23 protein-coding genes are annotated in these 24,557 nt (G+C 63.7%); 8 read left to right on the top strand and 15 right to left on the bottom strand.

Annotated elements, in window-relative coordinates:
* Positions 1–35: 35 nt before the first annotated feature.
* Positions 36–1,331 (top strand): citrate synthase, encoded by a 1,296-nt coding sequence (locus tag ACFQ3C_RS06635; RefSeq protein ID WP_380789758.1) that lies wholly within the window; start codon positions 36–38, stop codon positions 1,329–1,331.
* A gap of 76 nt (positions 1,332–1,407) precedes the next feature.
* On the opposite strand, the gene ACFQ3C_RS06630 is transcribed toward ACFQ3C_RS06635, so the two are convergent.
* The 10 genes from ACFQ3C_RS06630 to ACFQ3C_RS06585 form a co-directional block, all read right to left on the bottom strand.
* Complete coding sequence (locus ACFQ3C_RS06630) at positions 1,408–2,184, bottom strand: enoyl-CoA hydratase-related protein (protein WP_380789757.1); 777 nt, start codon at positions 2,182–2,184, stop codon at positions 1,408–1,410.
* Positions 2,185–2,262: 78 nt separating this feature from the next.
* Positions 2,263–2,748 (bottom strand): cytochrome c-type biogenesis protein, encoded by a 486-nt coding sequence (locus tag ACFQ3C_RS06625; RefSeq protein ID WP_380789756.1) that lies wholly within the window; start codon positions 2,746–2,748, stop codon positions 2,263–2,265.
* Entirely contained in the window at positions 2,745–4,721 is a 1,977-nt protein-coding gene (locus ACFQ3C_RS06620; protein ID WP_380789755.1) for a heme lyase CcmF/NrfE family subunit, read from the bottom strand. Before ACFQ3C_RS06620 ends, ACFQ3C_RS06625 begins: the two co-directional genes overlap by 4 nt.
* A 122-nt stretch (positions 4,722–4,843) precedes the next feature.
* Entirely contained in the window at positions 4,844–5,485 is a 642-nt protein-coding gene (locus ACFQ3C_RS06615) for a holin family protein (RefSeq protein ID WP_380789753.1), read from the bottom strand.
* Positions 5,476–6,087, bottom strand: coding sequence for a holin-associated N-acetylmuramidase (locus ACFQ3C_RS06610; protein ID WP_380789752.1), 612 nt, complete (start codon positions 6,085–6,087; stop codon positions 5,476–5,478). The genes ACFQ3C_RS06615 and ACFQ3C_RS06610 overlap by 10 nt, the downstream gene beginning before the upstream one ends.
* A gap of 88 nt (positions 6,088–6,175) precedes the next feature.
* Complete coding sequence (gene ccmE / locus ACFQ3C_RS06605) at positions 6,176–6,634, bottom strand: cytochrome c maturation protein CcmE (RefSeq protein WP_380789824.1); 459 nt, start codon at positions 6,632–6,634, stop codon at positions 6,176–6,178.
* Positions 6,635–6,668: 34 nt separating this feature from the next.
* Entirely contained in the window at positions 6,669–7,697 is a 1,029-nt protein-coding gene (gene argC, locus ACFQ3C_RS06600) for an N-acetyl-gamma-glutamyl-phosphate reductase (RefSeq protein ID WP_380789750.1), read from the bottom strand.
* A gap of 84 nt (positions 7,698–7,781) precedes the next feature.
* The gene (gene murI, locus ACFQ3C_RS06595) at positions 7,782–8,597 is read right to left on the bottom strand and encodes a glutamate racemase (RefSeq protein ID WP_380789748.1); all 816 of its coding nucleotides are present in this window, start codon (positions 8,595–8,597) and stop codon (positions 7,782–7,784) included.
* Positions 8,598–8,625: 28 nt separating this feature from the next.
* A complete protein-coding gene (locus ACFQ3C_RS06590; RefSeq protein WP_380789747.1) occupies positions 8,626–9,504 on the bottom strand; it encodes a lysophospholipid acyltransferase family protein in 879 nt (292 codons plus the stop codon).
* Positions 9,505–9,633: 129 nt separating this feature from the next.
* Positions 9,634–13,056 (bottom strand): indolepyruvate ferredoxin oxidoreductase family protein, encoded by a 3,423-nt coding sequence (locus ACFQ3C_RS06585; RefSeq protein WP_380789746.1) that lies wholly within the window; start codon positions 13,054–13,056, stop codon positions 9,634–9,636.
* Positions 13,057–13,236: 180 nt separating this feature from the next.
* Here ACFQ3C_RS06585 and ACFQ3C_RS06580 point away from each other — a divergent pair, with 180 nt between their 5' ends.
* Entirely contained in the window at positions 13,237–14,142 is a 906-nt protein-coding gene (locus tag ACFQ3C_RS06580; RefSeq protein WP_380789745.1) for a LysR family transcriptional regulator, read from the top strand.
* Positions 14,143–14,392: 250 nt separating this feature from the next.
* Here ACFQ3C_RS06580 and ACFQ3C_RS06575 read toward each other — a convergent pair whose 3' ends face one another.
* Positions 14,393–15,139, bottom strand: a complete 747-nt coding sequence (locus tag ACFQ3C_RS06575) for a hypothetical protein (protein ID WP_380789743.1) — start codon at positions 15,137–15,139, stop codon at positions 14,393–14,395.
* 193 nt (positions 15,140–15,332) lie between these two features.
* On the opposite strand from ACFQ3C_RS06575, the gene purL reads away from it, so the two are divergent.
* Entirely contained in the window at positions 15,333–17,492 is a 2,160-nt protein-coding gene (purL, locus tag ACFQ3C_RS06570) for a phosphoribosylformylglycinamidine synthase subunit PurL (RefSeq protein ID WP_380789823.1), read from the top strand.
* 98 nt (positions 17,493–17,590) lie between these two features.
* Here purL and ACFQ3C_RS06565 read toward each other — a convergent pair whose 3' ends face one another.
* Positions 17,591–18,007: an OsmC family protein gene (locus ACFQ3C_RS06565; protein WP_380789742.1), complete on the bottom strand. Its 417-nt coding sequence runs from the start codon at positions 18,005–18,007 to the stop codon at positions 17,591–17,593.
* A 136-nt stretch (positions 18,008–18,143) separates the two neighbouring features.
* Here ACFQ3C_RS06565 and ACFQ3C_RS06560 point away from each other — a divergent pair, with 136 nt between their 5' ends.
* Positions 18,144–18,386, top strand: a complete 243-nt coding sequence (locus tag ACFQ3C_RS06560; RefSeq protein WP_068292687.1) for a BolA/IbaG family iron-sulfur metabolism protein — start codon at positions 18,144–18,146, stop codon at positions 18,384–18,386.
* Between the two features lie 55 nt (positions 18,387–18,441).
* On the top strand, positions 18,442–18,804 hold the full coding sequence (gene grxD / locus ACFQ3C_RS06555; RefSeq protein ID WP_380789741.1) for a Grx4 family monothiol glutaredoxin: 363 nt from the start codon (positions 18,442–18,444) through the stop codon (positions 18,802–18,804).
* Positions 18,805–18,913: 109 nt separating this feature from the next.
* Here the strand turns inward: grxD and ACFQ3C_RS06550 are convergent, their stop codons facing one another.
* Together ACFQ3C_RS06550 and ACFQ3C_RS06545 are read right to left on the bottom strand one after the other, a co-directional pair.
* Positions 18,914–19,306, bottom strand: coding sequence for a cell division protein ZapA (locus ACFQ3C_RS06550; RefSeq protein ID WP_380789740.1), 393 nt, complete (start codon positions 19,304–19,306; stop codon positions 18,914–18,916).
* Complete coding sequence (locus ACFQ3C_RS06545; protein WP_380789738.1) at positions 19,306–19,821, bottom strand: hypothetical protein; 516 nt, start codon at positions 19,819–19,821, stop codon at positions 19,306–19,308. Before ACFQ3C_RS06545 ends, ACFQ3C_RS06550 begins: the two co-directional genes overlap by 1 nt.
* Positions 19,822–20,034: 213 nt before the next feature.
* On the opposite strand from ACFQ3C_RS06545, the gene tkt reads away from it, so the two are divergent.
* Positions 20,035–22,053 carry a transketolase gene (tkt, locus tag ACFQ3C_RS06540; RefSeq protein ID WP_380789737.1) on the top strand — a complete coding sequence of 673 codons (2,019 nt, stop codon included), beginning with the start codon at positions 20,035–20,037 and terminating at the stop codon, positions 22,051–22,053.
* Positions 22,054–22,120: 67 nt separating this feature from the next.
* Here tkt and ACFQ3C_RS06535 read toward each other — a convergent pair whose 3' ends face one another.
* Positions 22,121–23,089, bottom strand: a complete 969-nt coding sequence (locus ACFQ3C_RS06535) for a DUF808 domain-containing protein (protein ID WP_380789736.1) — start codon at positions 23,087–23,089, stop codon at positions 22,121–22,123.
* Between the two features lie 223 nt (positions 23,090–23,312).
* Here ACFQ3C_RS06535 and gap point away from each other — a divergent pair, with 223 nt between their 5' ends.
* Together gap and ACFQ3C_RS06525 are read left to right on the top strand one after the other, a co-directional pair.
* Positions 23,313–24,314 (top strand): type I glyceraldehyde-3-phosphate dehydrogenase, encoded by a 1,002-nt coding sequence (gap, locus tag ACFQ3C_RS06530; RefSeq protein WP_380789735.1) that lies wholly within the window; start codon positions 23,313–23,315, stop codon positions 24,312–24,314.
* 79 nt (positions 24,315–24,393) lie between these two features.
* The gene (locus tag ACFQ3C_RS06525; RefSeq protein WP_380789734.1) at positions 24,394–24,537 is read left to right on the top strand and encodes a hypothetical protein; all 144 of its coding nucleotides are present in this window, start codon (positions 24,394–24,396) and stop codon (positions 24,535–24,537) included.
* Positions 24,538–24,557 lie beyond the last annotated feature (20 nt).

Raw genomic sequence — 24,557 nt, 5'->3', positions numbered from 1 at the left:
GGTCTGCGGGAACAGCCAGTGAGGAAGGGACCAACATGACGACATCTAGCAAGACAGCGACGCTCAGCTTCGACGGAAAGACGGTCGAACTGCCGATGTTCACGCCGACCGCGGGACCCGAGGTGATCGATATCCGCAAGCTCTACAGCCAGGCCGGTGTGTTCACCTATGATCCCGGCTTCACCTCGACCGCCAGCTGCGACAGCACCATCACCTATATTGATGGCGACGAGGGCATTCTGCTGCATCGCGGCTATCCGATCGACCAGCTGGCGTCCAAATCGCATTTCCTTGAAGTGTGCTACCTGCTGCTCTACGGCGAGCTGCCCTCCTCCGCGCGGCTTGAGGATTTCGAGACGCTCGTGACGCGCCACACGATGATCCACGAGCAGATGCACAACTTCTTCCGGGGCTTCCGCCGCGACGCGCATCCGATGGCCACGATGGTGGGTGTTGTCGGCGCGATGTCGGCCTTCTACCACGACAGCCTTGATGTGAACGATCCCTGGCAGCGCGAAGTTGCCTCGATCCGCCTGATCGCCAAGATGCCGACGATCGCCGCGATGGCCTATAAATATTCCATTGGCCAGCCCTTCGTCTACCCGCGCAACGATCTGGATTACGCGGCGAACTTCCTGCACATGTGCTTCTCGGTTCCGGCCGAAACCTATCACGTGAACCCGATCGTCAGCCGCGCGATGGACCGTATCCTGACGCTGCATGCCGATCACGAGCAGAACGCCTCCACATCGACCGTGCGCCTGGCCTCGTCCTCGGGGGCGAACCCCTTTGCCTGTATCGCGGCCGGCATTGCCTGCCTCTGGGGTCCGGCCCATGGCGGCGCGAACCAGGCTTGCCTGGAAATGCTGCGCGAGATTGGCAGCGTGGACCGCATCCCCGAATTCATCGCACGCGCAAAGGACAAGAACGATCCTTTCCGCCTGATGGGCTTTGGTCACCGCGTCTACAAGAACACCGATCCGCGCGCCAAGGTGCTGAAACAGTCCGCCGATGAGGTGCTGGAACTGCTGGGCGTGCATGACAACCCGCTGTTGCAGGTGGCCAAAGAGCTTGAGCATGTGGCCCTGAACGATCCCTATTTCATCGAAAAGAAGCTGTTCCCGAATGTCGATTTCTATTCGGGCATCATCCTTGAGGCGATGGGCTTTCCGACGTCGATGTTCACGCCGATCTTCGCACTGTCGCGCACCGTCGGCTGGGTCAGCCAGTGGAAAGAGATGATCGCCGATCCGCAGATGAAGATCGGCCGTCCGCGCCAGCTTTACATGGGCGAAACCGCGCGCGATTACGTCGATATCGAAAACCGCTGACGCGGCCGGACCGGAATGAAAACGGCGCCCCAAGGGGCGCCGTTTTGCTTTGCATGACAGGGCGTGGTGACGGGTTTCAGCGCCCTTCGAAACTGGCGGGGCGCTTTTCCAGGAAGGCCAGCACGCCTTCCTTGAAGTCGCGGGTCTTGCCGCAGGTGCCCTGATACCGGCCTTCCAGCGCCAGCTGATCCTCAAGGCTATTGTCCCAGCTGCCCCGGATCGCCTGTTTCACATGGGCATAGGCCAGGGTCGGTCCCTTCGCCAGATGGGCGGCGCGGGCGCGCCATGTGGCGTCGAAGGCATCATCGGCGACGGCCTCCCAGATCAGGCCCCAGTCGTCAGCCTGCTGCGCGCTGATCTTGTCGGCAAACAGCGCCGCGCCCATTGCCTTGGCGGTGCCCATCTGGCGCGTCATCCAATAGGTGCCGCCCGCGTCCGGGATCAGGCCGATCCGGGTGAACGCCTGAAGGAAATAGGCGCTTTGGGTGGCGATCACCACATCTGCGGCCAGCGCAAGGTTGGCCCCTGCCCCGGCGGCCGCACCGTTCACGGCGCTGATCGTGGGGATCGGGCAATCGTAGATCGCCTTGAGCATGGGCAGGTATTCATCCCGCAGCGTCCGTTCCATGTCCAGGTTGGCCGCATTGGCCCGGTCGCTGAGATCCTGCCCCGAACAGAAGGCCCGGCCGGATCCGGTCAGCACCAGCACCCGTGCGTCCTTGCCCGCCTTTCGCGCGGCATCCGCGATCTCGGCCCGCATCTGGGTGTTGAGCGCGTTCATCTTGTCTGCGCGATTAAGGGTCAGCACCGCGACATCATCGGCGATGTCCAGCGTGATGGTCTGATACTCCATGGGATCGGCCTTTCCTTGTCTCCGCCTCTTGGCGATACCTTACCGCAGCGGATCACAAGGAAAAGGTCAAACCCCGCGTCAGTCCTCGAGAATCTTGCTGAGCTTGGCTTTTTCCTCATCGCTCAGTGTCGCGCTGCCGGCCTCGGGTGCGGCCTGACGGCTACGCAGATAGCCAATGCCGACACCCAGCGCCAGCATCAGCATCAGCGGACCCGCCGCCCAGAGCAGCCAGTTCGCCCCGCCCGTGGTGGGTTTCAGCAAGGCATATTCGCCGTAGCGGTCCACGATGAACGCGATCACCTGCTGATCGCTATCCCCGGCTGTCAGACGCTCACGCACAAGGATCCGCATGTCGCGGGCCAGTTCGGCATTCGATTCGTCGATGCTTTCGTTGCGGCAGACCATACAGCGCAAACCGCGCGACAGTTCGCGCGCGCGGGCTTCCAGGGCGGGATCCGGCAGGATTTCATCCGGCAGGACAGCCAGCGCCTGGGGCGCCGTCAAAGGCGCCAGCGGCCCGACGATGGCAAGGGCCAGCCACAGGCTCAGCGCAAGACGTTTCATTCAGCGGGAACCCCGCTGACCGGCGTGCGCTTTGCGGCACCGGCGGCCACGCGGAAGCGGCGGTCGCTGATGCTGAGCATACCCCCAAGCGCCATCAGGATGGCGCCGCCCCAGATCCAGTTGGCCAGGGGTTTGTAATAGGTCCGCACCGCCCAGCCGCCATTATCCTGGGGATCGCCGATCACCACGTAGACATCACGCCAGAACCCGATGTCGATCGCGGCCTCGGTCGTGGGCATCTGCGCCACGGGATAGAAACGCTTTTCCGGGTTCATCGTGGCAATCGCCTTGCCGTCGCGGGCCAGATCCACCCATCCCATGGTCGAGATATAGTTCGGCCCTTCGACACGCTGCACATCGGTCAGCGTCAGGCTGAAGCCTGCCACCTCGAAGGGTTGGTTGAATTGCACCACGCGGATGTCTTCCTGCTGCCAGGCCAGAAGGCCCGAGATCCCCAGCATCGTGATGCCCAGCCCCGAATGGGCGACCATCTTGCCCCAGTCGGCACGCGGCAGGCGCGTCAGCCGCGACAGGCGGCCTGCCATCTCGCCGCGTCCGGTGCGCGACCATATGTCGACCAGCGCGCCGCAGATCAACCAGGTGCCCAGGAACATGCCGACAGGCCCCAGCGCCGAACGGCCCGTCTGGATTGCAAAGGCCAGCAGCCCGACCGACACGGCCAGGATGAAGGCCGGGATCAGGGGGCGGAAGGTCCGGCCCAGATCGGCGCGTTTCCAGGGCATCATGGCACCGATCGGCAGGATGGCACCCAGCAGCACCATGAAAGGGGTAAAGGCCATGTCGAAGAAAGGCGGTCCGACCGACAGCTTGCGATCGAACAGCATCTCCGCGAATAGCGGCCAGATCGTGCCGACGAAGACCACGAAACAGGACACTGCCAGCAGGATGTTGTTCATCACCAGCGCGCTTTCACGGCTGACCAGGCTGAAGACGCCCTTGGCCTCCATGGAACTGGCGCGCGCGGCGAACAGCGTCAGCGCACCGCCCATGAAGAAGCCCAGGATCATCAGGATGAAAACGCCCCGCTCCGGGTCATTGGCGAAGGCATGAACGCTGGTGATCACGCCGGAACGGACGATGAAAGTCCCGATCAGTGAGAAGCCGAAGGCCATGATCGCCAGCAGGATGGTCCAGCTTTTCAGGCTTTCGCGCTTTTCCACCACGATGGCGGAATGCAGCAGGGCCGCGGCCAGCAGCCAGGGCATGAAGCTGGCATTCTCGACCGGGTCCCAGAACCAGAAGCCGCCCCAGCCCAGTTCGTAATAGGCCCACCAGCTACCCAGGCCGATCCCGATGGTCAGGTTGACCCAGGCCAGCAAGGTCCAGGGACGCACCCAGCGGCCCCAGGCGGCGTCCACGCGCCCCTCGATCAGGGCGGCCACGGCAAAGGAAAAAGCCAGGCTCAGCCCCACATAGCCGAGATAGAGGAAGGGCGGATGAAAGGCGAGGCCGGGATCCTGCAACAGCGGGTTCAGATCCTGCCCGTCGAAGGGTGGGACCGACATCCGCAGGAACGGGTTGGAGGTAAAGATGATGAAGGCGAAGAAGGCCACGGCGATCGAGGATTGCACCGCGAGCACCCGCGCTTTTAGCGTGGGCGGCAGGTTGCCCCCGAACCAGGCCGCCATCGCGCCGAACAGCGTCAGGATCAGCACCCACAGCAGCATCGAGCCTTCGTGGTTTCCCCAGACGCCGCTGATCTTGTAGATCATCGGCTTGAGCGAATGCGAGTTCTGCACGACCAGCGCGACCGAGAAATCCGAGGTCACGAAGGCATGGGTCAGCGCGCCGAAGGCGACGGCCGTCAGCATGAACTGCGCGTTCGCGGCAGGTTCTGCCATGGCCATCCATCCCGGCCAGCGCTTGTGCGCGCCGATCATGGGCACCACCGCCTGCACGCAGGCGACGAGGAAGGCAAGGATGAGGGCGAAATGTCCGAGTTCTGTAATCATGGCCTTGTTATAGAACTTCACTCCGGGCTGGCCAAACGGAATCGGTATTCCACGGTGTTCACATTGTCGCGGCCATGCGCTGCCGCGATCCGGACCGGCGCCCGCGCCTTGCCGCCGCAGCCTCAGCGGCCCCCCAACGGGTCTGCATGGGCCCCTGTCCCCCGCGCGTCGCGCCAGTCCGACAGGGCCGGGTTATCGCCCGCGTCAGGGCCGGCGTCAGGGCCAGCGTCCCTTACCGCGCCCGTGCCCGTGCCAGTGCCCGTGCCAGTGCCAGTGCCCCTGCCCGCGTCCCTGCCCGCGTCAAGCCCCTGCAAAGCCTTGAGGTTTTCCACAACGCGCGGCACCTGCGCCATGCTTTGGGCCACACGCAACTGGAACTGCTGTCCCTTGGCCTGGTGGCGCGCCCCGAAATAGAAGGACACGATCGCCCCCAGAAGCCACCAGAGCGGTTCGGGCACCAGCGCGATCCCCTGCATCCGACTGGCAAACCAGACCGGATCGGCCATGGCCGAAACGAACAGCCCCAGCGTTCCCAAGGCCATCAGCGGGCGCGGCAGGCGGTTGGCCGCGTCCACCGCGCGGTCGAACCAGCCCTGGCGAGCAAGCGTGAATTCCGCACCGAACTGCGCCAGCGCGGCCTGCCGCAGCGCGATCTCGCGGCCTGCGCCTTCTTCGGCATTCTCGCGGAACACCTCGGCGGTTTCGCGCAGCACGTTGCGCCCGCCGCCGAACACCGCGCCCAGAATCGTGTCGATCACTGCCATTGTGCAACCCTCGCTGTGAATTCCGCCGCGCTCAGGTGATAGCGGGGATGGATGAATTCCTCGGCGCGCAGAACCCAGCCGCCCTTGCCGCCGCTGCGGCTGCGTGCGAATTTCCGGCTGGCGGGGCGCAGATCGGCCAGCCGCAGGTAATAGTTGCGGCGCGCGATCCCGTAGGCATCGGCCAGATGGTGCGGTGCGGCGGCATGGGCGGCCTGCGCCGCGGCAATGGTCTGCGGCCCGACGATCCCGTCGACCGTCACCGGCTGGCCCATCTGGCGCAGCATGCGTTGCAGGATCTTCACCGCATTGGCGCCCGCATTCACATACATGTCAAAGACGCTGGCCTGGATGCCGGTTGGCAGCTTGTCCAGTCCGGGCCGCAGAAAGTAGTGATCCACGAAGATATCCGCTGCGCGGGGGGGTGTCATCGACTCGACATCGTCGATGGCCACAGCCCCGTCACCCGTGATGTCCAGCCCCAGGCGGCGCAACGTGCCGATGGTTACGCCATGTTTGGTGGCCCCGCCCGGATCGGCGGGATCGTTCACGAAACCGCCCTCGCGGGCGACGATCTGTTCTGCTATCTGTCTGACGTTATGCATGCGGCCTTGTCCCCGGACTGTTCGGGTCAGGCTGATGCATCAGGGTTAACGGCAGTGAAACGGTGCGCGCGGGTCGCGCGGGCTTGGCTTAGCTGTCGGCGCCTTCGGCCTTGGGATCCTTGTAGATCCCCTGTTCCTTGAGTGCGTCGATCACTTCGGCCGGCATGTAGGTTTCATCGTGTTTGGCAAGGATTTCAGAGGCTTCAAAAACGCCGTCGATCAATCTGCCGGTGCCGACCATGCCTTCATTCTCGCTGAACAGGTCAGGCAGAACGCCGGTATAGACCACCGGAATGCTGGCGCCGCCATCGGTCACGCTGAAGCGCACCGTCTCGCCCTGGCCACGCACGATGCTGCCCTCTTCGACCAGCCCGCCGATGCGGAACACTTCGTTCGGGCCGGGCGGTTCGGCGATGATCTGGCTGGGCGCCCGGAAAAAGTTGATCCCGTCGCGCATCGCGTAACCGATCAGACCGGTAGAGATCAGCAACGCCACGGCCGCAAGGGCCACGATCTGGATCCGGCGTTTCTTTTTCAAGCCACTCATGGCCATGGTGCGTCTCCTCCTCGGGTCCCGCGCGTTACGGGAAACATGGGGCCAGCATCAGCCCCGTGGTTTCATCTTCACCTAACATCAGATTCGCGTTTTGCAATGCTTGCCCGCTGCTACCTTTCGTCAGGTTGTCCAGCGCCGCGATCACGATGGCGCGGCCTTCGCGCCGGTCGGCCACCACGCCCAGATGGCAGAAGTTCGAGCCCCGGATATGCCGGGTGCTGGGATGCTGTCCAAAGGGCAGCACCTGAAGGAAAGGCTCATCCGCATAGGCGCGCGCCAACACCTCATGGATGCGCGCGGCATCGCCCTTGACATAGACGGTTGCCAGGATCCCCCGGTTGGCCGGGATCAGATGCGGTGTGAACTGCACCTTCACGGGCCGGCCGGCGATGGCCGAAAACTCCTGATCGAACTCGCCCAGATGGCGGTGCACGCCCCCCACGGAATAGGCGTGATAACCTTCGGACAATTCCGCATGGAGCAGGTTTTCCTTGAGGCTGCGGCCTGCGCCTGACACGGCGCATTTCAGGTCAAGGATGATGTCATCCAGATCAATCACACCCTCGGCGATCAGCGGGCGCAGCGCATATTGGCCGGTGGCCGCGTTGCAGCCCGTGCCCGCCACAAGGCGCGCGGCGCGGATTTCATCGCGGTAGAATTCGGTCAGCCCATAGACGGCCTCGGCCTGGCATTCCAGCGCGGCATGGCCGTTGCCATACCAGCGCTTGTATTCCGCAGGATCACGCAGCCGGAAATCGGCGGACAGATCGACGATCTTCAGCGTCTTGGGCAGATCGCGGATCACCTCTTGCGAGGTGGCATGCGGCAGCGCGCAAAAACACAGATCGACGCCGGAGAAATCAATCTCCTCGATCTTCTGGAGAACGGGCAGATCAAGGTGGCGCAGATGCGGGAACACATCCGCCATGGCCTGCCCGGCCTTGGAATTGGCCCCCATCGCGGTGATGCGCATATTCGGATGCGTGGCGATCAGGCGGACAAGTTCCGCCCCCGTATAGCCCGAAGCCCCGAGAATTGCGATGTTATGTGCCATGTCATCTGTCCTTGATTGCGCCGCCATGCAGGCCGGCGCCGTTTGCATCATCTGTCCGGATTCAAGCTCAAACCTTGACCGGGATCAACCGGCAGAGCGAAAGGTGATTTGTCGGCGTAGAAATTGCGTGGCCCGGTCCGACACACGGCGCGGATCGCCGGTGGTTAGAAACGCATCCTCCTGCCCGCTGCCCAGCATGTCGGGGCGGCGCGCCAGGTAATCGGCCAGGCTTTCGGCCACCAGGTTTGCCTGGCTGTAGACCTGCACTTCCGGCCCCAGCGCATCCTGAAAGACCTGCTGCATCAGCGGGTAATGGGTGCAGCCCAGAATCGCGGCCTCGGGGCGGGGCATCTTGCGCTTGAGCGCGTCCACATGGGATCGCACCAGCGCTTCGGCCAGGATCATGTCACCATCCTCGATCGCGTCGACCACGCCGCCACAGGCCTGCGCCTCGACATCGACGCCGATGGCGCGAAACGCCAGTTCGCGTTGGAAGGCGCGGCTGGCCACGGTGGCGGGGGTGGCGAAAAGCGCCACATGTTTCACGGCCACTTCGCGCGGGGGCGAGTTGTCGCCCCATTGCCGTTCGGTCAGCGCCTCGATCAGCGGCACGAAGACGCCCAGAACGCGCTTGCCGGGGGGCACGCCGGCCTCCTGCATCCGGCGCAGGGCGGCCGCACTGGCGGTGTTGCAAGCCAGAATGACCAGATCGCAGCCATGCAGCCACAGGTATTCCACCGCCGCTTTGGTCAGGTTGTAGACGTCATCGGCATCGCGCACGCCATAAGGCGCATGGGCATTGTCGCCATAATAGACGAAATGCACGTCCGGCAGCCGTTTTGTTACCGCTTCAAGAACGGTCAACCCGCCAAGACCACTGTCGAAAATACCTACTGCCATGCTGCGCCTGGTACGAGGGCGCGACGGATCACGCCCGGTGTTTCTGTTCGAACTCGAACCCGTACATGCCCGGTTCAAGCGGTGTCGGAGACAGCTCATACGTCGCTTTGCGCAGGAAATCCATCATTGCTTTGCTGTCGCCCGCACGTGCTGCGATCTGGTCGGCAGGGATCGGCGCGCCGATGGCGACACGCACGGGCGTGTCCACCCGTTTGGCGAATTCCTTGATCAGCAGGCCCATACGCAGTGTGTAATGCAGGTGGCTGGCAATCTGGAACATGCGGCTGGTATGCCCGTCGAAACAGATGGGCACGACCGTCGCGCCCGATTTCGCCACCATACGCGCGGTGAAACTGCGCCAACCGGGGTCCATGGGCTGTGCCAAGGGCGTCGCGGCGGTGGAAACCGTGCCGCCGGGGAAAACACCGATGGCACCGCCCTGCGCCAGATAGTCCAGCGCCGTCCTGCGGGTCGAAAGGTTCAACTGCACGGCCGTCCTGGTCTCGTCGAAGGCGACAGGCAGGATCGTCCCGGCCAGATCGGGTGCCTTGCAAAAGACGTGATGCGCCAGAATGCGGAAATCAGGCCGTGTGCGCGCCAGGATATGCCCCAGCATCAACCCGTCGAGAATCCCGTAAGGGTGGTTCGCAATCATGATCAGCGGGCCGGTCCGCGGGATCAGGTCCAGCCCACCTGCCACCACATCAAGGCTCAGGCCATAGCGGTCGACCATCACCTGCCAGAAGTCGCGGCCTTGCGCCACCTCCTGTTCATAGCCTGCCGCGCGCCGGATCAGGCTGATCCGGCCCGTCGCGTTTTCCATCAGGCGGATCAGTGCCCGGCCGCCACGTGTGCTGGCGGAATGGGCATAGCTGATGTCGCGGGCAATACTGGATCGAGTCGTCACGCCGTGATGCTCCGGGCTGCGCGGGGTCCTTGCGCGCAATCTGCCGTGGGACTGTGACGGTTACGTGAAGGCGACATGACAACGCCCGCCAGGGGCGGGCGTTGCAGGGCGATTCAGGATGGGGGCGGATCACTCGGCGGCTTGCGCCATGCCCTTGCCACCATCGCGGAAGGCGGACAGCAGTTCCTCGCGCCGTTTCGCGGCCTTGACCTCGTTGGCCTGCTTGACCGGGCCGAAGCCACGGATCGACAGCGGCAGTTCGGCCAGCGCCACGGCGGCGTCCATCCGGTCAGGCGTGACCTTGGCCAGCACATCGGCCATATCGGCCTCGTACTGCTTGATCAGCGCGCGTTCCATGCGCCGTTCCTCGGTGCGCCCGAATATGTCCAGCGGCGTGCCGCGCAGCACCTTGAGCGATTTCAGAACACGCAGCGGCCGCGCCATCCATGGCCCGAAGGTTCGTTTCATCGGGCGGCCATCGGGACCGGTCTTCGAGATGATCGGCGGCGCCAGGTGGAAGGTCATGCGGAAATCGCCATCGAACTGCTCGGCCGCCTTTTCCTGCGAGGTCAGCAAGAGCCGCGCGACCTCGTATTCATCCTTGTAGGACAGCAGCTTGTGATAGCCCTTGGCGACCGCTTCCTTCAGGCGCGGATCGGTGATGCCCTCGACCATCTTGCGATAGCGTTTCGCCAGCCGCTTGCCCTGATAGGCGACAAGATGATCCGCCCGGAAGGCGATCTTGTCCTCAAGCGACTTGGGCAGTTCGATCACCTTGGGCTTGAGCATGCCTGCCGCCTGTTCGGGATGCAGCGCGGCCCAGCGACCCAGTTCGAAGGCGCGCTGGTTCTTGTCGACCGCCGCACCGTTCAGCTTGATCGCATGCATGATCGCCTCATGGCTCAGCGGGATCAACCCACGCTGCCATGCGGCGCCGAACAGCATCATGTTCGAAAAGATCGAATCGCCCAGCGTCACGCGCGCCAGTTCGGATGCGTCGAACAGCATCACGCGGTCCTGCAAACGCGCCTCAAGCGCCAGGGCCAGCCGGTCGGATGGCAGCGCGAATTCGGTGTTGCGGGTGAAATCGCCGGTGATGATCTCATGGCTGTTGACCACCGCGCCGGTGCGGCCCGTGCGGGTCAGGCCCAGCGTCTTGGCCCCGGCGGACACGACCAGATCGCCACCGATCAGGGCGTCAGCCTCGCCCGTTGCCACACGCACGGCGCTGATGTCATCGGGCTGTTCGGCGATACGGCAGTGGATATGCACCGCGCCGCCTTTCTGCGCGAGGCCGGCCATTTCCATCATGCCCGCACCCTTGCCGTCGATCTGCGCGGCCTGTGCCAGCACGGCGCCGATGGTGACGACGCCGGTGCCGCCCACGCCGGTGATGACCACGTTGAAGGTACCATCAATGGCGGGCAACACGGGCTGGGGCATATCCGGCAGGTCCACGGATGCGGTGGCGGCCTTTTTCGGGGTCGCCCCTTCCAGCGTCACGAAGGACGGGCAGAACCCTTTGAGACAGCTGAAATCCTTGTTGCAGCTGGATTGGTCGATCGCCCGCTTGCGGCCCAGTTCGGTTTCCACCGGCACGATCGACACGCAGTTCGATTGCACACCGCAATCGCCGCAGCCTTCGCAGACATCGGTATTGATGAAGACGCGCTTGTCGGGATCGGGGAACTTGCCGCGCTTGCGGCGGCGGCGTTTTTCGGCGGCGCAGGTCTGCACATAGACGATGGCCGACACGCCCTTGAGCGCGGCATAGCGTTCCTGAACGGTCTCCAGCTCGGCGCGTTCGTGCTTTTCGACATTGGCGGGGAAGGTGGACAGGTCCAGTTCTTCCTTTTCGTCATAGACCACGGCAACATTGGGCACGCCCATCGCCTTCAACTCGGCCACGATCCGCTGCGCGGTCAGCCCGCCCTCGTTGGTCTGGCCGCCGGTCATGGCGACCGCATCGTTGAACAGGATCTTGTAGGTGATGTTCACATCCGACGCGAGCGCCGCGCGGATCGCCTGGATGCCCGAATGGTTATAGGTGCCGTCGCCCAGGTTCTGGAACACGTGATCGCGAGTCGAGAATTTCGCCTCGCCGATCCAGTTGGCCCCTTCGCCGCCCATATGGGTGGCGCCGATGGTCGATCGGTCCATCCATTGCACCATGTAGTGACAGCCGATGCCGGCATAGGCGCGGCTGCCTTCGGGCACCTTGGTCGAGGTGTTATGCGGGCAGCCCGAACAGAAATAGGGCAGGCGCGAGGCCAGTTCCTGCGCGTTGTCATTGCGCCGCGCATCGGCCAGCGCGGACAGGCCCGCCTTGATGCCATCGGTGCTGCGGCCTTCGTCGATCAGGATGCCGCCCAGTTTCTCGGCGATCATGATCGGGTCCAGCGCGCCGCGCGTGGGGAACAGCTCCTCGCCATGCATGGACCCTGCCCCGCCGCCCTTGTGCCAGCCCCAGACACGGCGACCGTGGCGGTCGTCAAAGATGGCTTCCTTGATCTGCACCTCGATCAGCTTGCGCTTTTCCTCGACCACGACGATCAGGTCCAGCCCTTCGGCCCAGTCGTGAAAGCCCTTCATGTCCAGCGGAAAGGTCTGGCCGATCTTGTAGGTGGTGATGCCCAGACGCTCGGCCTCGGCCGCGTCGATGTTCAGAAGGGCCAGCGCATGAACCAGATCCAGCCAGTTCTTGCCCGCCGCCACGAATCCGATCCTGGCACCCGGTTTGCCCCAGACGCGCTTGTCCATCTTGTTGGCATGGGAAAACGCTTCGGCGGCGAAACGCTTGTAGTCGATCATCCGCGCTTCCTGCGCGTGCGGCGTGTCGATCAGGCGGATGTTCAGCCCGCCTTCGGGCATCTCGAATTCGGGGATCACCAGCGTCATGCGGTCCGGGCGGCCATCGACGACGGCTGTCGCCTCGACCGTGTCCTTCATCGTCTTGAGGCCCACCCAAAGCCCCGAAAACCGCGACAAGGCATAGCCGTAGACGCCGTAATCCAGGATCTCCTGCACGCCGGCGGGGCTGACAACGGGCATATAGGCATCGACCATGGCCCATTCGGACTGGTGCAGCACGGTCGAGGATTCGCCGGTATGGTCATCGCCCATCGCCATCAGCACACCGCCATGGCGGGACGATCCCGCCATGTTGGCATGGCGCATCACATCGCCTGAACGGTCCACGCCGGGGCCCTTGCCGTACCACAGGCCGAACACCCCGTCGAATTTCCCCTCGCCGCGCAATTCGGCCTGCTGTGCCCCCCAGAGGGCGGTCGCGGCCAGATCCTCGTTCAGACCTTCCTCGAAGGTGACATCCGCTGCCGCAAGCTGCTTTGCCGCGCGGTTCATCTGCATGTCGACCGCACCAAGCGGCGATCCGCGGTAGCCCGTCACGAACCCCGCCGTGTTCAGCCCCGCTGCCGCGTCGCGCGCCTTCTGGATCAGCATGAGGCGCACAAGGGCCTGCGTGCCGTTCAGAAGGACCTGCGATTTCTCGAGGTCGAATCTGTCGTTCAGAGTGATTTCCTGCCGGGTCATCGCGCATCTCCCCATCTGAGCGATCTTGTTTTAACTATAACGCGATATTAGGTCACAAATAATGACCTACCAAACTATTTTTTGACACGTGGTTGGGTTATACGTCGATAAAGGCGGTCGAGCGGTGGTGCTTTTGGTCTGTTTCACACAGACATTGATCAGGGATGGATTGTTGCGCTGATGGATTGGGACAAACTCAGAATATTTCATGCCGTGGCCGATGCGGGCAGCCTGACCCACGCGGGCGATACGCTGCACCTGTCTCAATCTGCGGTCAGCCGGCAGATCCGCGCCCTGGAAGACAGCCTGAACACCACGCTTTTCCACCGACATGCGCGCGGACTGATTCTGACCGAACAGGGTGAATTGCTGTTCGACGCCACGTCCTCGATGGCCAAGCGGCTGGAAACGGCCGCCGCGCGGATCCGCGATAGCGAGGAAGAGGTTTTTGGCGAATTGCGCGTCACGACGACCACGGGTTTCGGCAGCCTGTGGCTGGCCCCGCGCCTGACCCGGCTCTATGAGAAATACCCCGATCTCAAGATCGACCTCATGCTGGAAGAGCGTGTTCTTGACCTGCCCATGCGCGAAGCCGACGTGGCGATCCGCATGAAGGAACCCAGTCAGGCGGACCTGATCCGCAAGCGGCTGATGCATATCCGGATGCGTCTTTACGCCTCGCCCAGCTATCTGGCCAAACGCAGCGCCCCCGAACGGATCGAGGACATCGCCAGCCATCGCCTGATCTGCCAGAACCCCCAGTCGGCACAGGTCGGCGCCGGGGCCAATCTGGTGCAGTTCCTGATGACCCATGACATCCAGTCCACCCTGACGGTGAACAACTATTTCGGCGTGCTGCAGGCGGTGCTGCATGACCTTGGGGTCGGTGTGCTTCCCGACTACCTGACCCATGATTTTCCCGAACTGGTGCGAATCCTTCCCGATATCGAATCCGTCGAAGTGCCGGTGTTTCTGGCCTACCCGGAAGAGCTGCGTCAGTCCAAGCGCGTCTCGGCTTTCCGCGACTTCGTGCAGGACGAGATCGTCAGTTATCGCAAACAGATGAAAGATCAGGAAGTTAGCTAACAGGTTAAGCAAGCCATGCACAGAACGCATAGCCGCCTTGCCGTGATGCAGCATATTTTGCCTTGATCGTACATAAAGGGATGCCTAATTCAGCACTTGACGGAGATGCTGATTAGGTTCGCATCACCATCATACCTCCCTGTTGGACTTTGGCCGAGCTTAGTGCTCGGCCTTTTTTTTGACCAGACGGAAGACGGGGACCGGCAATACCCGGCAAGGCAGGGCGCGATGCAGCTCCGTGCGGGCCGTGTCAGCGTTGCCGCCGCAGTGCCGCGACAGGCGCGCGGCCGACGGTTGCACGCCATGCATCCATCCACCGTGCGTCGATACCCGCAAGCGCCGCGGGATCAAGATGCCCACCCTCCTGCCAGTAACGCCCCGACACCACGCGCGCGCCAAGGTCCTGCTCGGCGCGCAGGGCGGCGCGCACGGCCGCCTCGGCCACCTGCAACGGGCGTTGGCTGTCCAGCGTTCCGATCGTGGCACGGGGAAATACCAGCCGGCTCTGATCCGCTGACAGGTTCACGACCGCGCAGCCTTGCCGCGCCGCCAGCAGCAGGATGCGCGCCGATTTCGCCTCTAGGCTCTGCAGGGTCATATCGGGGCGCAGCGGGTCGGCTGTGCCCGTGCCGTAGAAATGTGTATTGACGGCAACAGGATAGACCATGTCACAGCCCATCACCGCCAGAACCCGCGGCCGGTGCCGCCACAGCGCCCAATACGCCGCCGTAAAGGCCATGGTGCCCCCGGCATAGACAACACCGCCATAGGCGTTATTGGCCGGGATGTAATCGGCAGCGGTCACGATGCTTTGGCCGCGCTGCACTGCGGCTGGCCGGCGATCGGGTGGAAAATCCTCGGGATGGATCAGCGAATCCCAGTCGGGGCGCACGCGCCAGGCATTGTTGATCGCCAGAACATGCCCGAGGGCCGCGCGTGGCCAGGCTTGTGCCCGGATCACATTGGGACCGCTGCCCAGAATTGTCAGGATATCCATCTGCTGCCTCTGCCGTTACCTGCCAGCAGAGCGCCGGCTGACGCATAGGTAGGGCTGCCGCGCCCCCGGGCGAGGTGTTTTTTCGATACCTTGCGTCTGTTTCAAAGGCGCCCTGCCCCTTTCCCCGCGCAAAGCCTTGTCGTAAAGAGGCGGCGCAGACCTGCCCAGGGGGACGAACGACATGCAAGACATGGTGCAAGAACCGGCCATCACGCCCGAACTGATCGCGGCACACGGGCTGAAGCCCGACGAATACCAGCGCATCCTCGAGATCATCGGACGCGCGCCGACCTTCACCGAGCTTGGCATCTTCTCGGCCATGTGGAACGAACACTGTTCCTACAAGTCCTCCAAGAAATGGCTGCGCACCCTGCCCACGACTGGCCCGCAAGTCATCTGCGGCCCCGGTGAAAACGCGGGCGTGGTGGATATCGGCGACGGGCAGGCCGTGGTCTTCAAGATGGAAAGCCACAACCACCCCTCGTATATCGAACCCTACCAGGGTGCCGCGACCGGCGTGGGCGGGATCCTGCGCGATGTCTTCACCATGGGCGCCCGGCCGATCGCCGCGATGAATTCGCTGTCCTTCGGGCAGCCCGATCATCCCAAGACACGGCAGCTGGTGCATGGCGTGGTCGAAGGGATCGGCGGCTATGGCAACGCATTCGGCGTGCCCACCGTGGGCGGCGAGGTGCGTTTTCATCCCGCCTATAACGGCAACTGCCTTGTGAACGCCTTTGCCGCGGGCCTCGCCGATGCCGACAAGATCTTCTATTCCGCTGCCTCGGGCGTAGGCATGCCCGTCGTATATCTGGGTGCCAAGACCGGCCGCGACGGTGTCGGTGGCGCGACCATGGCCTCGGCCGAATTCGACGACACGATCGAGGAAAAGCGCCCCACCGTTCAGGTCGGCGATCCTTTCACCGAAAAGCGCCTGATGGAAGCTTGCATGGAGCTGATGCAGACCGGCGCCGTGATCTCAATCCAGGACATGGGTGCGGCCGGCCTGACCTGTTCAGCCGTGGAAATGGGCGACAAGGGCGATCTGGGCGTGCGTCTGGATCTTGAAAAGGTCCCCTGCCGCGAAACCGGCATGACCGCCTATGAAATGATGCTGTCCGAAAGCCAGGAACGCATGCTGATGGTCCTGCGCCCCGAGAAAGAGGCCGAAGCCAAGGCCGTCTTCGACAAATGGGATCTGGATTTCGCCATCGTTGGGGAAACAATCGCAGAAGATCGTTTCCTGATCATGCACAATAACGTTTGCAAGGCGGATCTGCCGCTCAAGGCGCTGTCGGGCACGGCACCCGAATATGACCGCCCCTGGGTGGAAACCCCGCCCGCGGCGCCGCTGGGCGATGTGCCGGGGATCGACCCGATCGACGGGCTCAAGGCGCTGATCGGCAGCCCGAACTACGCCGCAAAACAGTGGGTCTATGAGCAATATGACAGCCAGGTGATGGCAGATACCGTGCGTACGCCGGGTCTGGGCGCGGGCGTGATCCGCGTGCATGGCACCGACAAGCTGCTGGCCTTCACCTCGGACGTGACACCGCGCTATGTCTTCGCCAACCCGTTCGAAGGCGGCAAGCAGGCCGTGGCCGAGACATATCGCAACCTGACCGCCGTGGGCGCCAAGCCGCTGGCCACGACCGACAACCTGAATTTCGGCAACCCCGAAAAGCCGCAGATCATGGGGCAATTCGTGGGCGCCATCAAAGGCATCGGCGCGGCCGTTTCGGCGCTCGACATGCCGATCGTGTCGGGCAACGTCAGCCTTTACAACGAAACCGATGGCAAGGGCATCCTGCCGACGCCGACAATCTGCGCCGTGGGGATCATCCCCCATATCGACCAGGCCATTCTGGGCCAGGCGCGCGACGGGCATCTGGCGCTTCTGGTCGGTGACAGCCATGGCCACCTGGGCCAGTCGGCCCTTCTGGCCGAGGTGTTCAACCGCGAGGAAGGCGACGCGCCGCATGTCGATCTGGACGCCGAGCGGCGCAATGGCGATTTCATCCGCGCCAATCACGCATTGATCCGCGCCTGCGCCGACCTGTCGGACGGCGGCCTTGCCATGGCCGCCTTCGAAATGGCCGAGGCGGCGGGCGTCGGCGTGCAGATCGACATGTCGGACACGCCTGCGCTTTTTGGCGAGGATCAGGCCCGCTACCTCATCGCCTGCAACTTCGACCAGGCCGAGGCGCTGATGACCGCGGCGGGCAAGGCCGGTGTCACGATCCAGACGGTTGGCAAGTTCGGCGGCAAAACCCTGCGCTTCGGCAGTGCGGAAGCCCCGCTGGAGGAGCTGTCCGCCCTCTATCGCGGTGCTTTCGAAGCGGCTTTGGGCTGACGGCAACAGCTTCTTCTTGCCCGCAATATCCTCGGGGGGATGGTTCAGCCCCGCTGAACCTGGGGGGCAGACAGCCCCCCCTGCCCGGCCCGATCAGATCACGCCGGCTCGATCTTCCATTCGTGGGTCAGGATTGCGGTCTTTTCGAACATCCTGGAGGCCGAGCAGTATTTCTCGGCTGACAGGGTCACCGCGCGGTCGACCAGCGCGGGTTTCAGGTCATGACCGCGGATCGTGTAGACCAGCTTGACGGCGGTAAACACCTTGGGCTCCTCGTCGGCGCGGGTGCCGACCAGTTCCACCTCGCAGCCGGTCACGCGGGCACGGGCCTTTTCCAGGATCATCACGATATCGAAGGCGGTGCAGCCGCCCAGGCCCAGCAGCATCATCTCCATCGGGCGCGGGCCGATGTTGCGGCCGCCCGCTTCTGGCGCGCCATCCATGACGATACCGTGGCCCGACCCTGTCTCGCCCAGAAAGGCGCGTCCGTTGATCCAGCTGACCTTGGCTTTCATCCGATCCTCCATCCGGTTTCCGCGCAGCTTTGGCCGATCGCGCGACGCTTGTCAAAGCGGCCCGAGGGCAAGACCTGCCCTTGCAGCGCGCGCGCCAAAGGCATAAATCTGATGCAAATAAACAGGAGCATCCCACATGGCCATCGAAGCACAGGAAATCGAAGACCTGATCCGCGCGGGTTTTCCGCATGCGAAGATCACCGTCACCGATCTGGCCGGGGACGGGAACCACTATGCGGCCGAGGTGATCGACGCCTCTTTCAAGGACATGAACCGCGTGCAGCAGCAGCGCGCGGTCTATGCCACGCTGAAGGGCAAGATGGACGGGGCCAACGGCCAGCTTCATGCCCTGGCCCTGACCACCAAGGCCCCGGATTAAGCCCGGACTGACCAGACACCCGAGGCTGCGCCTCGCCTGACGAAGGACAAGACAAATGACCGACGCGACCACCCAGATCAAGGAAACCGTCACGGCCAATGACGTGGTTCTGTTCATGAAAGGCACCAAGGAAATGCCCCAGTGCGGCTTTTCCAGCCGCGTGGCAGGGGTGCTGAATTACATGGGCGTGACGTTCAAGGACGTGAACGTTCTGGCTGATGCCGATATCCGCCAGGGGATCAAGGATTACTCGGACTGGCCCACAATCCCGCAGCTTTACGTAAAGGGCGAATTCATCGGCGGTTGCGACATCATCACCGAGATGACCCTGTCGGGCGAACTGGATCAGCTATTCGAGGCGAAAGGCGTCAGCTTCGACAAGGATGCCGCCGAAAAGATCCGCGAAGCCAACGCCTGATCCGGCAGAGATGGCAGCACAGCAAAAAGGCCCCGCACGGGGCCTTTTTCTTTGTCAGTCCTCTGTCGGTCGCCCCATCAGCCAGCCTGACAATCAGTCAGCCGTGTGATCAGCCGACCTTGTCTTCGACCGCGTCGGCCAGGGCTTCGGCTCGTGCCGCCAGTTCGGACAGGGTTTCCGTGACCTCGGGCGGGATCACGGCCACCTGGATTTTCTGCGGCTCGGGTGCCGGGCGGGCGGCAAGGGCGGCAAGCTCGACTTCCTTTTCGGCAATCCTGGCCTCGACCTCGCGCAGCTTGTCCTCAAGCCCTGCGGTCTTGTCGGCCAGCATCAGCCCCGCCATCAGCAGCATGCGCGATTCCGGCAGGCGCCCGATCTGACCGGCAAGCACCGAGGCTTCGGTATCCAGCATTTTTGCTGCGGCTTGCAGATAATGTTCCTCCCCATCCTGGCAAAAGACCTCGAAGGCGCGGCCGCCGATCCTGATTTCAACTTCGGGCATCAGCGCGCCTCCTCTTCGTCTTGCAGCAAGGGCACCAGCGCGCCCTTGATCGCCTGCACCTCGGCAAGGTCGACCTGGCGCGCGGCGCGCATGGATTCCAGTTCGGCCATCATCGACTTGTTGATCAGATGCGGCTCGCCCACACCGGCCTGGTTGGCGGCGCGCAGGGCGGCATTGCTTTCCTGCAGCTGTGCGTTGGCCTTGCGCAGGCGCGCCAGTTCGGCGTCAACCTGCCCGATTGCGTCGCGCAGCGCGGTCAGTTCGCTTTCGGCGCGACTTGCCATCGCCTGCTGTTTCTGGTGCAGGGCGCGGACACGTTCTTCCAGCTGGGCATTGGCCAGCTGTTCATCGGCCAGTTGCGCGCGCAGCGTCTCGATCTCATCCTCGGTCGCGGCCTGCGGCGCGTCACTGTCAGGCAATGACGCCACGGCGGCCTTGTCCAGGTTTTCGATTCCCTTGGCGATGCGTTCCATCGCAAAGGCAATCCTGCGTTCAAGTTCGGCGATGTCGTTCATTGGCCCACCTTTCACCCGAAGTCTGCTCTTCCCGTTCGGCCAGCCTGTCGCGAATCATCGGACGGCGGGCTTCGGGAAACTCTAGCAACTGGATAGGCAAAATGCGCCCCCTTTGCCAACAATGGGTTACAGCCTTCGCTTGAACTTGCGCGGCAGGCTGCTATCACACCGCCCAAGCCATCCTGTCATATCGCCAGACGAAGGACCTACCTCTTGGACATCACCGCCCTGCGCACCGCCCATCCCGACCACTGGATGAAAGCCGCCGCCATCCGCACCCTGACGCTGGATGCCATCCATGCCGCCAATTCGGGGCATTCGGGAATGCCCATGGGCATGGCCGATGTGGCCACGGTGCTTTTCGAAAAGCATCTGAAATTCGATGCCGCCGCGCCCAACTGGCCGGACCGCGACCGGTTCATCCTGTCGGCGGGCCATGGCTCGATGCTGCTTTACGCGCTGCTGCACCTGACCGGCTATGCCGACATGACGATCGACCAGATCCGCAATTTCCGCCAATGGGGCGCGAAAACCGCGGGGCATCCCGAATATGGCCATGCCACGGGCATTGAAACCACGACCGGCCCGCTGGGCCAGGGGATTGCCAATGCCGTTGGTTTCGCCATGGCCGAGGAAATCCAGCGCGCCCGTTTCGGGGCCAAGATCGTGGATCACCACACCTATGTCATCGCCGGAGACGGCTGCCTGATGGAAGGCATCAGCCAGGAGGCGATCGGGATCGCCGGACGGCATGCGCTGTCGAAACTGATCGTGTTCTGGGACAACAACGACATCACCATCGACGGCAAGGTGTCGCTGTCGGACCGCACCGACCAGGTGGCGCGCTTCCGCGCCTCGGGCTGGGACGTGCAGGAGATCGACGGCCATGATCCGCTGGCCATCGACGCGGCCATCACGGCGGCGAAAAAGACCGCACAGCCCTCGATGATCGCCTGCAAGACGCATATCGCGCTGGGATCCTCGGCGCAGGACACCTCCAAGGGGCATGGCGCGCTGACCGATCCCAAGCTGATCGCCGATACTAAGGCCGCCTACGGCTGGAGCGCGGGCCCCTTCGAAGTGCCTGCCGACATCAAGACCGCATGGGACATGATCGGCCGCCGCGGCGCGGCAGAGCGCACGGCCTGGGAAACCCGCCTTGCCGGCCTGAACGGCAAGAAGCGGGACGATTTCACCCGCGCCTATGCGCGTGAGGTCCCGGCCCGCCTGTCCGCCGTGATCCGCGCGCTGAAAAAGCAGATCAGCGAAAGCGCGCCCTCGGTCGCCACCCGCAAATCCAGTGAAATGGTGCTGGAGGTCGTGAACCCGGTGCTGGGCGAGACCGTCGGCGGCTCTGCCGACCTGACGGGGTCGAACAATACCAAGACCGGCGATCTGGGCGTGTTCGACATCGACAACCGCAAGGGGCGCTATGTCTACTGGGGTATCCGCGAACATGGCATGGCGGCCGCGATGAACGGCATGGCCCTGCATGGCGGCATCCGCCCCTATGGCGGCACCTTCATGTGCTTTACCGACTATGCGCGCCCCGCGATGCGCCTGGCGGCCCTGATGAAGATCCCGACCGTGTTCGTGATGACCCATGACAGCATCGGCCTGGGCGAGGATGGCCCGACCCACCAGCCGGTCGAGCATCTGGCGATCAGCCGCGCCACCCCCAACACCTGGGTGTTCCGCCCCTGCGACACGGTGGAAACCGCCGAGGCCTGGGAACTGGCGCTGACCTCGAAGGAAACGCCATCCGTCCTGTCGCTGACGCGCCAGAACCTGCCGACGCTGCGTACCGCGCACAAGTCCAAGAACCTGACCGCGCAGGGCGCCTATGTGCTGGCCGATGCGACCGGCAAGCGCAAGGCGATCCTGATGGCCACCGGATCCGAGGTGGAGATCGCCATGGCCGCGCGCGACCTGCTGGAGGCCGAAGGCATCGGCACCCGCGTCGTGTCCATGCCCTGCTGGGAATTGTTCGAGGAACAGGACGAGACATATCGCCGCCGCGTTCTGCCCGCAGGCCCCGTCCGCGTGGCGGTCGAGGCCGCGATCCGGTTCGGCTGGGACCGCTGGCTGTTCGGTCAGGGCGGCAAGCGCGAGAAGTCGGGTTTTGTGGGGATGCATGACTTCGGCGCATCCGCCCCGGCAGAGGTGCTTTACGAGCAGTTCGGCATCACCCCGCAGGCCGTGGCCGACAAGGTCAAGGCGCTGCTGGGCTGAAGCGGCGCGCCCGGTTTCGGGCGTTGTTATCGAGTATTTGGAGAACGATGAAAGGGCCGTTCCGCGATCAGGCGGGGCGGCCCTTTCCCGTCAGGGCGGACCAGAGCGGCGCGATGACGCGCGTGACCAGCGGGATCAGCGCAAGGCCCAAGGCCAGGCCGAGAATGCCATCCATCGCCGCCGTGGCGATCCATGTGATGGCCCCCTGCGCCTGCGGCACCATCGCGCCAAGACCGGCCGCGGCATCATGGATCAGGTGGGCGGGCGCGGCAAAGCCCAGCTCTTCCAGCCCATGGACAACGATGGACCCGCCGACCCAGAGCATCGCCGCCGTCCCTACCGTGGTCAGCCCTTTCAGAAACCCCGGCATGCCGCGCACGATGCCGCGCCCCAGACTGCGCGTCAGGCCAAGGCGGCCCCGCTCTGCCATGAACAGGCCCGCGTCATCGGCCTTCACGATCAAGGCCACGCCCCCATAGACGGCGATGGTGATGCCGATGCCCACGATCGCAAGCGTCGCCGCCTCGGTCCAGAATGTGCTGACGGGGATCGCGGCCAGCGCGATTGTCATGATCTCGGCCGACAGGATGAAATCGGTCTTGATGGCGCCCGCCACACGTGCCTCTTCGAGGTGGAGCGGATCGCCGGTGTCCAGATCCGCCGCGACATGGGCATCGGCATGCGGGAACAGGACATGGGCCACCTTTTCCGCACCTTCGAAACACAGATAGGCCCCGCCCAGCATCAGCAGCGGCGTGATCAGCATGGGTGCGAAGGCCGACAGAACCAGGGCAGCCGGCAACAGGATCAGCAGCTTGTTGCGCAACGATCCACGTGCGATGCGCCAGACAATGGGCAATTCGCGGGCGGGTGCGAAGCCATGCACATATTTCGGCGTCACGGCCGCATCGTCGATGACGGCACCCGCGGCCTTGGCCCCCGCCTTTGCGGCCTGCCCCACCACATCATCGACCGAGGCTGCCGCAACCTTGGCGATCGCCGCCACATCATCCAGTAGCGCCAAAAGTCCGCTCATGCCCATCCCCTGCCTGCTTTGACCGCCAGAGTAACAGGCGCAGTTTCCAAGACAAGCCAAAGCGTTAGCGCAACCATAGCCTGAAGCGAAACGGTTTGCGCTAACATATTGATTTCAGACATGGATTGGCGTCAATCCGCCGCTGCGGCGTCGCTTTTCACCTTTCGGGGCGCGCGCCAGTTGGATATATCCCGCGCAATCACGCAAGACGCAGGAGAGCCTCATGACCATCACGCTTGGCATCAACGGATTTGGCCGGATCGGCCGTTGCACCCTTATGCATATCGCGGAAAGCGTGCGGCAGGATGTGCGCGTGGTCAAGCTGAACGCGACCGGCCCGCTGGATACGGCCGCACATCTGGTGCGCTATGACAGCGTGCATGGCCGTTTCGGCAACCCGGTGACCACCGGCGAGGGCTGGATGGATCTGGGCGCCGGCCGGATCGAGATGATGTCGACCTATGACATGGACGAGCTGGATTGGTCCGGCGTCGATGTCGTGCTGGAATGCACCGGCAATTTCAACGATGGCGCCAAGGCCAAGAAACATCTGGAGCGTGGCGCGAAGAAAGTGCTGCTGTCGGCACCGGGCAAGAACGTGGACCGCACGGTTGTCTACGGTGTGAACCACGATGCGCTGGCGGCTGGCGAGACCATGATTTCGAACGGGTCCTGCACCACCAACTGCCTGGCCCCGCTGGCCAAGGTGCTGAACGATGCCATCGGCATCGAAAGCGGCATCATGACCACGATCCACAGCTACACCGGCGATCAGCCCACGCTGGACCGCCGCCACAAGGATCTTTATCGCGCCCGCGCGGCGGCGATGTCGATGATTCCCACCTCGACCGGTGCGGCCAAGGCCCTGGGCGAGGTGCTGCCGGAACTGAATGGCAAGCTGGACGGATCGGCCATTCGCGTGCCGACCCCCAATGTCAGCGCCGTGGACCTGACATTCGTCGCGGGCAAGGACGTGACCGTGGCCGATGTGAACGCCATCGTGGCCGAGGCCGCGGCCGGCGCGATGAAGGGTATCCTGGGATATGATCCCGAACCCAAGGTCTCGATCGACTTCAACCATACCGAAGAAAGCTCGATCTTCGCGCCGGACCAGACCAAGGTGATCGGCAAGCGCCTTGTGCGTGTGCTGTCCTGGTATGACAACGAATGGGGCTTCTCGTGCCGGATGGCGGATGTGGCGGCATTGATGGGTCGGCTGGGCTGATCCGGTCAACAGGCTTGCAAGGGCATTGGGGCTGCGGCATAGCTGTCGCAGCCCTTTATCTTTTGGCAGGCAACGCGCAATGACGAACCAGATCGCCATCGGCCTTGGGCTGCTGATCCTGACGGGTCTCGGGCTTGATGCCGCGATGTATGACGGGGAAAACCTGCTGTTTCTGCTGCGAAAGCTGGCAGAGCTGATCGAATGGCTGGCCTTCTGGCGCTAGAGCGGTCAGGCTTGTTCCTT

Source organism: Seohaeicola saemankumensis, from assembly GCF_042678485.1.
In the GTDB taxonomy this organism is placed as follows: domain Bacteria; phylum Pseudomonadota; class Alphaproteobacteria; order Rhodobacterales; family Rhodobacteraceae; genus Seohaeicola; species Seohaeicola saemankumensis.
This window is presented reverse-complemented; position numbering and strand designations above follow the sequence as displayed.